We start from the raw sequence: 11,430 nt of genomic DNA, 5'->3' as shown, positions 1-11,430 counted from the left end.
ATGGCCATCGATCTCACCGCATTTCATTTTCTGCGGCCGATGTGGCTGCTGCTGCTGATTCCCGCCGCGCTGCTGCCTTTCGTCTGGCTGCGGCGCAACGATGTGCGCGCGCGCTGGCGCAATCTCATCGCGCCGCAGTTGCTGGATCATCTGATCGTCGGCGAGACGACGCGGCGTCGCGTGCAGCCGGTGCATACGCTGTCCGCGCTGATCGCGCTCGGTGCGATTGCCGTCGCGGGACCGACATGGCAGCAGGAACGTCCGCCATTCGATCAGGACAAGGCGCCGCTCGTCGTCGTGCTCGAACTCGCGCGTTCGATGGATGCAGCGGATATCGCGCCGACGCGCATCGAACGCGCGAAGCAGAAGGTTCTCGATCTCTCGGCGGCGAGAAAGGGCGCGCGCACGGGGCTCGTCGTGTTCGCATCGAGCGCGCATCTCGTCGTGCCGCCGACCGAGGATCCGGCCATGCTCGAGCTCTATGTGCCCGCGCTCGCGCCTGAACTCATGCCGCGCGATGGCAGGAACGCGGCGGCGGGTCTCGCCATCGCCGAGCGCATGCTGCAAAAGGATGAGGCGGCGGGCACGATCGTCTTCATGAGCGATGGCTTCGACGAAAGCCGCACCGACGAATTCGTGCGGATCGCGAAGGCGTCGAAACATCAGTTGCTATGGCTCGCGGTGGGCACGGAGAACGGCGGCGCGATACGCAAGCCGAACGGCGAGCTCGCGACGGATGAGGCGGGCCGTCCGGTCACGGGCGCGTTCGATGCGCCGGCGATCCGCAAGATCACGCAGGCAGCGTCGATTCCGCTCGCGAGCATGCGCTCGGATGATGAGGATATCGAATGGATTCAGCGACGCGCGCAGGTTTATCTGGAGGCGGCGCAGGAGGAGAAGATCGTGCCGCGCTGGAAGGAAACGGGTTACTGGCTGATCGTGCCGATTCTCGTCATCGCGCTCTATTGCTTCAGGCGTGGATGGACGGTGAAATGGCTGCCCGTCCTGCTGATCGCGTGCGGAGCAATGGGCGTGCAGAACGAGGTGCGCGCGGCGTCGTTCGAATGGCTCGATCTGTTCGCCACACACGATCAGCAAGGACGATGGCGCTTCGACCACGGCGATTACAAACGCGCCGCGCAACGCTTCGACGATCCGATGTGGAAAGGCCGCGCGCAATATCTCGCCGGCGATTATGCGGACGCGCTCGACACCTTCTCGCGCATGGATACGGCGGAAGCGGACTTTTATATCGGCAACACGCTCGCGCATCTGAAAGACTATGAAGGCGCGCTGAAGGCCTACGACAACGCGCTCGCCCGGCGCGCCGATTTCGCCGATGCGCGCGCAAACCGCGAACTGGTGCAGAAGCTCATCAAGGATCAGAAAGACGAAGGCGATGAATCGACCACGCTGAAGCCCGATCAGGTCGACATTCAAAAGAAGAAGAGCAACGAGGGCAAGCAAGTGCTCGTGCAGGGGCAGCGTCCATCGGAAGAGGCGTGGATGCGCAATCTGAACACGTCGCCGGCTGCGTTTTTGCATCTGCGTTTCGCCCAGGAAGCGGGAGGCGGGCCGTGATGCGCCGCTGCTTCGCGATGCTCCTTCTGTGGCTCGCATGCTCGATCGCCTGCGCCGACGATGCACCGCGCACGATGCTGCGCGCCCACCTCGAACCATCGGGGCCGGTCGTCGCGGGCAGCGCGGTCAAGCTCGTCGTCGATGCACTGACGACGACCTGGTTCACCGCTGCACCCGACTGGCCCCTCTTCGAGATCCACGACGCATTCGTCACGCTGCCCGACGAAAACGCGTTGAATGTCAACGACACGATCAATGGCGTGCGATGGTTCGGCGTGAGCCGCGTGTATCGCATCGTGCCGCGCGCGTCGGGCGCATTCGATGTGCCCGCGTTCAGCATCACGCTGCATCCGGGCGGCATGGATACGCCTGTGAAGCTGGACACGCCGCCGCTGCGATTCACCGCGACGCTGCCACCGGGCGCGGAGGGCATGACGCCGTTCTTTCCCGCGCCGAATGTCGCGGCGACGCAGCGCATCGAGCCGGGTGGCGGCGGCATGCTGGAAGTCGGCGGCGCGGTGACGCGCATCGTCACGCAGCGCGCCGATGCGACCGAGTCGATGCTGATCGCGCCGGTTGGCTTCGGCGATATCGAAGGCTTGCGGCGCTATCCGAAGCCGCCCGCGACGCGTAACATCGCCGACGATCGCACGGGTCTCGTGGCGGGGGAGCGCACCGATACCGTGACCTATGTCGTGAACAAACGCGGGCGATACGAGCTTCCGCCGATCGATATCGAATGGTGGAACACGCAAGCGCGTCGACGTGAAATCATTCATCTGCCTGCGATACGCTTCACGGCGCACGCGGCGCGCGAGAAGCCGCTATGGGAGATTCCCGCCGATGCGCTCGCCGGCGCTGCGCGCCATACGGTGATCTTCCTGAACGCGCGCGATATCGTGATCGCGTGCATCGTGCTGGCTTGCATCGTGGCGGGCGTGTGGTTCTATCCGCGCTTGCGCGTGTGGCTCGAACGGTTGTCGCGCTGGTGGATCGCGGAGCGCAGGAAGCGCGCGGAAGGAGAGTTCGCGGCGTGGCGTGCGTTGAAGCGTGCCGTGGATTCGGGCGTCATGCGGCGCGTGATTCCGGCGCTTTATCGATGGATGGATGTGAACCCGCGCTTCAGGCGTCCGGCGCTGCTCGACCAGCTCTCGGAACCCGATTTGCAAGATCTGGCGAAGGCCGTCGAAACGCATTACGAAAAGGCGACGGAGTCCGGCGCGCGCATGAAGCTGCATCGGCGGATGCGATGGCAACATTCGCGCCGCCCGAGAGGGCCGGCGCTGCCGCCGCTCAATGAAGGTCCTTGATTATCGATGAGGAAATACGGCCATGACTCGTCTGACTCAGAAGCTCGCGTGCATCGTCGCGCTCGCCTTGCTCTCTACCTCGCTCGCGCTAGCGTGTACGCGCGCGCTGTATGTCGGCGACAAGGGACTCGTGATCACGGGCCGCACGATGGACTGGTCCGAAGACATGCGCTCGAATCTCTGGGTCATGCCCGCGGGCATCGAACGCGATGGCAACGCGGGTCCGAAGTCGATCAAGTGGAAATCGAAGTACGGGAGCGTGGTGGTATCGGGCTACGAGATCGGCACGGTCGATGGCATGAACGAACGCGGGCTCGTCGCCAATGCGCTCTATCTCGCGGAGACCGACTACGGCAAGCCCGACCCGAAGCGCGATCCGATGTCGATCAGCCTGTGGGCGCAATACGCGCTCGATAACTTCGCGACCGTGGGGCAAGCCGTCTATGTGCTCTCGCGCGAGCCGTTTCAGATCATCGCGCCGCCGCTGCCCAACGGCAAACCGCTGACGATTCATCTTTCACTGTCCGATGCACGCGGCGATTCAGCGATCTTCGAATACATCAACGGCAAGCTCCTGATTCATCAAGGCAAGAAGTACAAGGTCATGACGAACTCGCCGATCTACGACGAGCAGCTCGCGATCGATACCTACTGGAAAAGCGTCGGCGGCGCCGGTTTTTTGCCGGGCACGAACCGCGCGGCGGACCGCTTCGTGCGCGCATCTTTTCTACTCGATGCCATTCCGAAGCAGGCCGATCCGAACTATATGGCGGGCGTGCCGCAAAAGTCGTACGCGTTTCAGGCGGTGGCGAGCGTGATGAGCCTGATGCGTTCGGTGAGCGTGCCGCTCGGCATCAGCACGGCGCAGCAGCCGAATCTTTCATCGACGATATGGCGCACGGTGTCGGACCAGCAGAACATGATCTATTACTTCGATTCGGCGACGCGGCCCGATACGTTCTGGGTGTCGTTGAAGAAGCTCAACCTGAATCCTGGCGCGCCGGTGATGAAGCTCACGATCGATTCGGGCCAGGTTTTTTCGGGCGAGACAGCGGGCAGTTTCGTCGCGACGCCCGCGTTCGCGTTCATGCCGGCGAAGGCGCCTTGAGGGGCGTCTACAAGAAAACGGGGCATCGATTTCCCCCGCGCAGGTAAAATAGCGAGCTTTTGCCCCCGGTGATCCTGTGCAAGGCTCCAAGCGCACGGCATTCAGCGGCCCGGCGCTCGTTCGCCTGCTGGCACATTTTGCCGATCTCGACGTTCACGAACCCGCTCAATCGCTTTCGGACCGCCTGAGCCAATGGCTCGGCTGGACCGATGCGATCGCGCTCTCGACCGCGCTCGCGTCCGATCCGCCCGCCGTCTCCGGCGCGCGATCCGTAGCACGCAACGTGGAAGAGGAGTGCGTGCGCGTGCGGACATCGCTCGCGGGCGCATTGGCTCGCGAGGACGCGGCCGCGCATCGCAGGCATCGGGCCGCCGCGCAACCGGTGACGGATCAGCCTGCGGCTGATTACGCGGACTACCGCCAGCGCTACGTGTCCTTGCAGCAGGCGATGGACACCGATATCGGCGCGCTGCGCACTCGTCTCAGATCGACGCTCGCTGCCAGATCGCCGGACATGGCGCGCTTAGCCGTTGTCGATGCCGTGATGGAACAGGCGCTGAGCGCGCGCGAGCGCAGTTTGCTCGCGCATGTGCCCGCCTTGCTCGGCAAACACTTCGAGCGCCTGAAGCGCGCGCACGCTGCGGCGGAAGCAACGCCGCCCAACGCGTGGCTCGAAGTGTTCCGCAAGGATCTGCAAAGCGTATTGCTCGCCGAACTGGATGTTCGTTTTCAACCGATCGAAGGCTTGCTCGCGGCTCTTCGCATCCGCTAACTGGCTCGCTATGCCCCGAAATCTATTGAACATCGCCGTCTTTTCGATTGGCCTCGCCGCGATCTGCGGCATCGGTATCGCGTATGTCGGCTCGAATGCGCTCGCGTTCGCCGTCACGGTCGTGATCGCCGGATGCTATCTCGCGGGCGCCGCCGAACTGCGCCGCTTTCAGCAAACCACCAGTAGCCTGGAGCAAGCCGTCGCGCAGCTCGCAAGCGCGCCGCGCAGCCTGGCCGTATGGCTCGACACGCTTCATCCGAGCCTGCGCAATACGGTGCGGCTGCGTATCGAAGGCGAGCGCGCCGCATTGCCGGGCCCGGCGCTCGCGCCGTATCTCGTCGGCTTGCTGGTGCTGCTCGGCATGCTCGGCACGCTGCTCGGCATGGTCGCGACGTTGCGCGGCACGGGCACCGCGCTGCAGAGCGCATCGGATCTGACGGCGATCCGGGCGTCGCTCGCCGCGCCCGTGACGGGACTCGGCTTCGCGTTCGGCACGTCGATCGCGGGCGTCGCGGGCTCCGCTATGCTCGGCCTCTTGTCCACGCTGTGCCGGCGCGAGCGCCTGCATGTCACGCAGCAGCTCGACATGAAAATCGCCGGCACGCTGCGTGTTTTCACGCAGGCGCATCAGCGCGAAGAGACGTTCAAGCTGTTGCGGATGCAGACGGAACTGATGCCGAAGCTCGTCGATCGTCTTCAGTCGATGACGCTCGCGATCGAGCAGCAGAGCCTTGCCGCGAGCGAGCGGCAGAGCGCGAGTCAGGAGGCGTTTCACGCGAAGACGGAGACTGCATACCGGCGGCTCGCGACATCGGTCGAATTGTCGTTGAAGCAGAGCGTCGCGGACAGCGCGCGGGCCGCGAGCGCCGCGCTGCAACCGATCATGCAGACGACGATGGACGGCATCGCGCGCGAAGTCAGCGCCTTGCACGGCAGCGTCGAGCAGGCGGTCGCGCGTCAGCTCGAAGGATTGTCCAGCGGATTCGAGGCGTCGTCGGAGAAGGTCGCTCGGATCTGGAACGCGTCGCTCTCGAAGCATGCGGAGTCGAACGCGGCGCTCGTCGGCGAAATGGGCGTATCGCTCGATCGCTTCGCGCATGCCTTCGATCAGCGCGCAGCAAGTCTCGTCGATGGCGTGTCGGTGCAGATGGATCGCGTGTCGGGCGCGCTGGAGTCGTCGGTGGCCAAGCACGGGCAATCGAGCGATGCCCTCGTTGCGCGCATGGACGCATCGCTGGATCGTTTCGCACAGACGTTCGATGCGCGTTCTTCCGGTTTGATCGATGTCGTTTCGACACGCCTCGAAACCGCGACGGGCAATCTGTCGCAAGCGTGGACCGACGCGCTCGCACAGCATGCGCGCTTCAATGAACAAGCAGCCGGGCAGAACCAGAACGCATTGACGGCCGCTGCGGCGAGCTTCAAGGAACACGCCGCGTCGCTGGTGCAATCGGTGGATCAGCGAAGCGAAGAGCGCCTTGCCACATGGAGCGGCACGCTCGAAACGATGGCCGCGTCGTTGCGCGAGCAATGGCAGGCAACGAGCGCGGTGGCGGCGAATCGTCAGCAGGACATCTGCGATGCGCTCGCGCAAACCGCGCAGGACATGTCCGCGCAATCGCAGGCCCATGCGAGCGCGACGATCGCGGAGATCGGGCGTCTCGTGCAGGCCGCATCCGAGGCGCCGAAGGCCGCGGCCGAAGTGGTCGCCGAGATGCGTCAGAAGCTTTCCGATTCGATGGTGCGCGATACCGCGATGCTCGACGAGCGCAGCCGTTTGCTCGCGACAGTCGAAACCTTGCTCGATGCCGTGAATCTCGCATCGAACGAGCAACGCGCCGCCATCGACGCACTGGTCGATACCTCGGCGACCTTGCTCGAACGCGTCGGCACGCAGTTCACCGGCACGGTCGAAACCGAAGGCGGCAAGCTCGGCGCGATGGCCGCGCAAGTGACGACGAGCGCGGTCGAAATGGCCAGCATGTCGGATGCGTTCGGCGCGGCGGTGCAGTCGTTCGGCGCATCGAACGAGAAGCTCGTCGCGCATCTGGAACGCATCGAAAGCGCGCTCGACAAATCGCTCGCACGCAGCGATGAGCAGCTCGCGTATTACGTCGCGCAGGCGAAGGAAGTCATCGATCTGAGCATGCTGTCGCAAAAGCAGATCGTCGAGGACTTGCAGCATATCGCGGGCCATCGCGTGGCCGGAGCGCGCGCGGCATGAACGAGGACATCGACGGCGGCACGGAATACGCCGCGCCAATCTGGGCCGCATTCGCCGATCTGATGTCGGTGCTGCTCGGCGCGTTCGTGCTGATACTCGTCGGCGTGATCGGCGTGCAATTGCAGCTCGAAAACAAGCTCGACGAAGAAGTGAAGCATCGGCAGGAAGAAACGCAGCGCCGCCTGACGCTGGAGCAGGCGCTCGCGGGGCCGCTCGCGTCGGGGCGCGTGACGCTCGTGAACGGGCGCATCGGCATCAGCGGAAGCGTGCTCTTCGCGCTCAACTCGGATCAGTTGCAGCCGCAGGGCCGCGACGTGCTGAAAAGCCTGGCCGGACCGCTTTCCACGTATCTTCGCGCGCATGAAGAGATTCTCATGGTGAGCGGTTTCGCCGACGATCAGCAGGTTCACGAAAACAATCGCCGCTTCGCGGACAACTGGGAGCTGTCCGCGAAGCGCGCATTGACGGTGACGCGCGCGTTGATCGATGCGGGCGTGCCTTCTCCTTCCGTGTTCGCGGCGGCGTTCGGCTCCGAGCAGCCGGTGAGTTCCAACGCCGATCCTGAAGGGCGCGCGAAGAACCGGCGCGTCGAGATTTCGGCCGTGCCGCGGCCGACCAACGGCGACGCGAAGGCGCATGAATAACGCGGCATCGGCACGCGCGATGCTCGACGCATGGCGCGCGAACGGCGACGACCGCGCGAATCCCGTGCGCTTCCATCTCATCGATGCATTGGACCGGCGCGCGGGCGCGTATGAAGGCGAGGCGCGTCGCATGCTCGATGAACGGCTCGAGCAATTGCTCGATGCGTATCGGCGCGATATCGATTCGATGAAAGTGGCTGCTGCGAAGGACGATCCGGCACACGGCCCGCTCGCGGCGCTCGTCGATGACATCGCCAGGGCGACTTCGACGAACGAGACTTCGCACGCGGAGTTGCTCGATTATTTCCGTGCGGTGTGGTCGAAGGTCAGCGCGGAAAAGCAGTTGCGCGATTCGTTCGCGCAAGTGCCGAAGAATGCGGGGCCGCTCAATTCGAGCAGTCTCGTGCATCGGTCGCTGTCGTTGATGCGCGAGTTATCGCCGGAATATCTTCAGCAATTTCTCGCGTACATCGATGCGCTTTCGTGGATGGAAGCGATGAACGGTCCTGTATCGACCGTTTCGAAAGATGCGCCGGGCGCGAAGAAAAGCGCACGCAAGAAGAAATAAAAAACGCCGCGCGATTCGTGCAACCGCGCGGCGCAATCACGCATTACGCCAGCCAGCCTTTGATCGTGCTCGCCATCACGTTCGTGGAGATGCCATAGCGGTCGTGCAGGGTGGGCAGCGCGCCTGCGTCGAGGAACGCATCGGGCAATGCGATCTGACGGAACGCCGGCGTCACGCCCGCCGTCAGCAGCGCGGTCGCCACCGCTTCGCCCAGTCCGCCGATCACCGTATGATTTTCCGCGACCACGACGAGACGTCCCGAACGCTTCGCCTCGCGGATGATCGTGTCCGTATCGAGCGGCTTGATCGTCGGCACGTGCAGCACGGCGACATCGACGTTATCGGCTTGCAGCGCCTTGGCGGTTTCGAGCGCGCGCATCGTCATGATGCCCGACGAGATGACGAGCACGTCGCGGCCGTCGCGCAGCAGTTTCGCCTTGCCGAGCTCGAACGTGTAGTCGTATTCGTCGAGCACGGCGGGCACGTTGCCGCGCAACAGACGCGCATACACGGGACCCTTGTGCGCGGCGATCGCGGGCACCATCTGCTCGATATCGAGCGCATCGCACGGATCGATCACGGTCATGTTCGGCATCGCGCGCATCAACGCGAGGTCTTCCGCCGCCTGATGGCTCGGGCCGTAGCCCGTCGTGAGTCCGGGCAGCGCGGCGACGATCTTCACATCCAGATTGTCTTCGGCGATCGTCTGATGGATGAAGTCATACGCCCGGCGCGTCGCGAATACCGCATAGGTCGTGACGAACGGCTGTGCGCCTTCATGCGCGAAGCCCGACGCCGCGCCCATCAGCAATTGCTCGGCCATGCCCATCTGATAGTAACGATCGGGAAATTCCTTCGCGAGGATATGCAGGTCCGTGTACTTGCCGAGATCGGCCGTCATGCCGATGACGTTGCTCTTCGTGCGAGCCAGTTCGACGAGCGCATGGCCGAACGGTGCGGAACGCGTGACCTGTCCTTCGTTCGCGATGGAGGCGATCATCGCCGATGTCTTGAGGCGCGTGCTCATGCTTGTCTCCCTGCTTCGAGTGCTTCGAGCGCCAGTTGCCATTCGTCGGCATCGACGCGGATAAAGTGGTTTTTCTCGCGCTGTTCGAGAAACGGCACGCCGCAGCCCATCTTCGTATCGCACACGATGATGCGCGGCTTCGCTTCCTTCGAAGTGCGCGCGTTGTCGAAGGCCCGCTTCACGGCGTCGATATCGTTGCCGTTCACGCGCTGCACGTACCAGCCGAACGCTTCGAGCTTCTCGACGAGCGGCTCGAAGGCCATGATCTGTGTCGAAGGGCCATCGGCTTGCTGGTTGTTCACGTCGACCATCGCGATGAGGTTATCGAGCTTCCAGTGCGCCGCCGACATCAGGCCTTCCCAGACCGAGCCTTCATCGAGCTCGCCATCGGAAAAGAGCGTGTAGACGAAGGACTTCGATCCCTTGCGCTTGAGGCCGAGGCCGCGGCCCACCGCGATGGTGAGACCTTGCCCCAGCGAGCCGCCGGACATTTCCATGCCGGGCGTATAGCTCGCCATGCCGGACATGGGCAGGCGGCTGTCGTCGCTGCCGTAGGTTTCGAGTTCCTCTTGCGGCAGGATGCCCGCTTCGAACAGCGCGGCGTACAGCGCGATCGCATAGTGACCGTTCGACAGCAGGAAGCGGTCGCGATCTTCCCATTGCGGATCTTCGGGGCGGTAGTTCATCGCGCCGAAGTAGGCGACGGCCAGCACGTCGGCGATATCGAGCGCCTGGCCGATATAGCCCTGGCCTTGCACTTCGCCCATCAGCAGGGCGTTGCGGCGAATACGGTGGGCGCGCTCAGCGAGCGTCACCTCCTCGATGACGGGAGTACTCATGTGTTGTCTCCTTGAGTGAATTGGATTTAGCGATTGACCGTCTTGGCCGGCACGAAGAACACGAGCACCGCGCCCAGCACGACAGCCAACGAGATGAAGATCAGGCCCGCGGTCGATTTGCCCGTGAAGTCATTGAGCCAGCCGACGATCGCCGGGGAGAAGAAGCCCGCGAGATTGGCGAAGCAGTTGACCGCCGCAATGCCCGCCGCAGCCGACATGCCGCCCAGCACTGCCGTAGGCAGCGACCAGAATTGCGACGACGACGCGAGAATGCCTGCTGCCGCGACGCTCACGCAGACGATCGAGGCGCCCACGCTGCCGAGCATCGGCAAGGTAGCGAAGCCGGCTGCGGAGATGAGCATCGGAATCGCGAGATGCAGGCGGCGTTCGCGGCGCTTGTCCGCGCTTGCGCCGACCAGCGGCAGTGCGACGATGGCGCAGAGATACGGAATCGCGGTGAGAATGCCGACCCACAGCGGGTCAGCTACACCGGTGCGGCGGATGATCGTCGGCAGCCAGAACGTGAGGCCGTATTGACCCAGCACGACGCAGAAGTAGATCGCGGCCATCAGCCACAGACGACGATCGCCGATGAACGAACGGATCGATACGTGCTGGACCGTCTGCGCGTTGTCCTTCTCGACATTGCGGGCGAGCAGGGCTTTTTCCGCATCGGTGAGCCACTTCGCGCCGGCGATGCCGTTGTCGAGATAGAACAGGATCGCGACGCCGAGGAAGAGCGAAGGCAGGGCTTCGAGCATGAAGAGCCACTTCCAGCCGGCGAGCCCGTGCACGTTCTGGAATGCATGCATGATGTAGCCGGAAAGCGGCCCGCCGACGATGCCCGCGAGCGGAATCGCCATGAAGAACAGCGAGAGCGCTTTGGCGCGGCGCGCGGCGGGAAACCAGTACGTCAGATAGAGAATCACGCCGGGCGCGAAGCCCGCTTCGGCGACCCCGAGCAGAAAGCGCAGGACATAGAACATCGTGGGCGACTTGACGAACACGAAGCTCGCGGAAATTACGGCCCACGTCAGCATGATGCGTGCGAGCCAGTTGCGCGCGCCCACCTTATGCAGGATCACGTTGCTGGGCACTTCGAAGAGGAAGTAGCCGAGAAAGAAGATACCCGCGCCGATGCCATAGATGGTTTCGGAGAAGCGCAGATCGTTGAGCATCTGCAGCTTGGCGAAGCCGACGTTGACGCGATCGAGATACGCGCCCAGATAACACAGCATCAGAAACGGAATGAGGCGGCGTCCGACCTTGGCATAGGTCTTTGCCTCGAAGCTCGTTGCATCATCGGATGATGCGAACTGAGCGCTTGCCGACGATGCGGCGAGTTTGGATTTCATGA

General features: G+C 63.8%; 10 protein-coding genes. 7 read left to right on the top strand and 3 right to left on the bottom strand.

Annotated elements, in window-relative coordinates:
* The 7 genes from AWB75_RS04455 to AWB75_RS04425 all read left to right on the top strand — a co-directional run bounded on the left by AWB75_RS04455 (nucleotide 1) and on the right by AWB75_RS04425 (nucleotide 8,207).
* On the top strand, nucleotides 1-1,581 hold the full coding sequence (locus AWB75_RS04455) for a vWA domain-containing protein (RefSeq protein WP_061122869.1): 1,581 nt from the start codon (nucleotides 1-3) through the stop codon (nucleotides 1,579-1,581).
* Nucleotides 1,581-2,891 carry a BatD family protein gene (locus AWB75_RS04450; RefSeq protein ID WP_061122868.1) on the top strand — a complete coding sequence of 437 codons (1,311 nt, stop codon included), beginning with the start codon at nucleotides 1,581-1,583 and terminating at the stop codon, nucleotides 2,889-2,891. Before AWB75_RS04455 ends, AWB75_RS04450 begins: the two co-directional genes overlap by 1 nt.
* Before the next feature lie 22 nt (nucleotides 2,892-2,913).
* Entirely contained in the window at nucleotides 2,914-3,999 is a 1,086-nt protein-coding gene (locus AWB75_RS04445) for a linear amide C-N hydrolase (protein WP_061122867.1), read from the top strand.
* 76 nt (nucleotides 4,000-4,075) lie between these two features.
* A complete protein-coding gene (locus tag AWB75_RS04440; RefSeq protein ID WP_061122866.1) occupies nucleotides 4,076-4,771 on the top strand; it encodes a DUF3348 domain-containing protein in 696 nt (231 codons plus the stop codon).
* 10 nt (nucleotides 4,772-4,781) lie between these two features.
* Nucleotides 4,782-6,995, top strand: a complete 2,214-nt coding sequence (locus tag AWB75_RS04435) for a DUF802 domain-containing protein (RefSeq protein WP_061122865.1) — start codon at nucleotides 4,782-4,784, stop codon at nucleotides 6,993-6,995.
* Nucleotides 6,992-7,639 carry an OmpA family protein gene (locus AWB75_RS04430; RefSeq protein WP_061122864.1) on the top strand — a complete coding sequence of 216 codons (648 nt, stop codon included), beginning with the start codon at nucleotides 6,992-6,994 and terminating at the stop codon, nucleotides 7,637-7,639. The genes AWB75_RS04435 and AWB75_RS04430 overlap by 4 nt, the downstream gene beginning before the upstream one ends.
* The gene (locus AWB75_RS04425) at nucleotides 7,632-8,207 is read left to right on the top strand and encodes a DUF2894 domain-containing protein (RefSeq protein ID WP_061122863.1); all 576 of its coding nucleotides are present in this window, start codon (nucleotides 7,632-7,634) and stop codon (nucleotides 8,205-8,207) included. The genes AWB75_RS04430 and AWB75_RS04425 overlap by 8 nt, the downstream gene beginning before the upstream one ends.
* Nucleotides 8,208-8,250: 43 nt before the next feature.
* Here the strand turns inward: AWB75_RS04425 and AWB75_RS04420 are convergent, their stop codons facing one another.
* The 3 genes from AWB75_RS04420 to AWB75_RS04410 are packed head-to-tail and all read right to left on the bottom strand — an operon-like array spanning nucleotide 8,251 to nucleotide 11,428.
* On the bottom strand, nucleotides 8,251-9,234 hold the full coding sequence (locus AWB75_RS04420; RefSeq protein ID WP_061122862.1) for a transketolase family protein: 984 nt from the start codon (nucleotides 9,232-9,234) through the stop codon (nucleotides 8,251-8,253).
* Nucleotides 9,231-10,073 (bottom strand): transketolase, encoded by an 843-nt coding sequence (locus tag AWB75_RS04415; RefSeq protein ID WP_061122861.1) that lies wholly within the window; start codon nucleotides 10,071-10,073, stop codon nucleotides 9,231-9,233. The genes AWB75_RS04420 and AWB75_RS04415 overlap by 4 nt, the downstream gene beginning before the upstream one ends.
* A gap of 26 nt (nucleotides 10,074-10,099) precedes the next feature.
* Nucleotides 10,100-11,428, bottom strand: coding sequence for an MFS transporter (locus tag AWB75_RS04410; protein WP_061123039.1), 1,329 nt, complete (start codon nucleotides 11,426-11,428; stop codon nucleotides 10,100-10,102).
* Between the last annotated feature and the right edge of the window lie 2 nt (nucleotides 11,429-11,430).

Source organism: Caballeronia catudaia (genome assembly GCF_001544755.2).
Lineage (GTDB): Bacteria > Pseudomonadota > Gammaproteobacteria > Burkholderiales > Burkholderiaceae > Caballeronia > Caballeronia catudaia.
This window is presented reverse-complemented; position numbering and strand designations above follow the sequence as displayed.

Bases quoted from the DNA above. Each gene is read 5' to 3' on its own strand.
- AWB75_RS04455 (WP_061122869.1), top strand. From the start codon at position 1: ATGGCCATCGATCTCACCGCATTTCATTTTCTGCGGCCGATGTGGCTG.
- AWB75_RS04450 (WP_061122868.1), top strand. From the start codon at position 1,581: ATGCGCCGCTGCTTCGCGATGCTCCTTCTGTGGCTCGCATGCTCGATC.
- AWB75_RS04445 (WP_061122867.1), top strand. From the start codon at position 2,914: ATGACTCGTCTGACTCAGAAGCTCGCGTGCATCGTCGCGCTCGCCTTG.
- AWB75_RS04435 (WP_061122865.1), top strand. From the start codon at position 4,782: ATGCCCCGAAATCTATTGAACATCGCCGTCTTTTCGATTGGCCTCGCC.
- AWB75_RS04430 (WP_061122864.1), top strand. From the start codon at position 6,992: ATGAACGAGGACATCGACGGCGGCACGGAATACGCCGCGCCAATCTGG.
- AWB75_RS04425 (WP_061122863.1), top strand. From the start codon at position 7,632: ATGAATAACGCGGCATCGGCACGCGCGATGCTCGACGCATGGCGCGCG.
- AWB75_RS04420 (WP_061122862.1), bottom strand. From the start codon at position 9,234: ATGAGCACGCGCCTCAAGACATCGGCGATGATCGCCTCCATCGCGAAC.
- AWB75_RS04415 (WP_061122861.1), bottom strand. From the start codon at position 10,073: ATGAGTACTCCCGTCATCGAGGAGGTGACGCTCGCTGAGCGCGCCCAC.
- AWB75_RS04410 (WP_061123039.1), bottom strand. From the start codon at position 11,428: ATGAAATCCAAACTCGCCGCATCGTCGGCAAGCGCTCAGTTCGCATCA.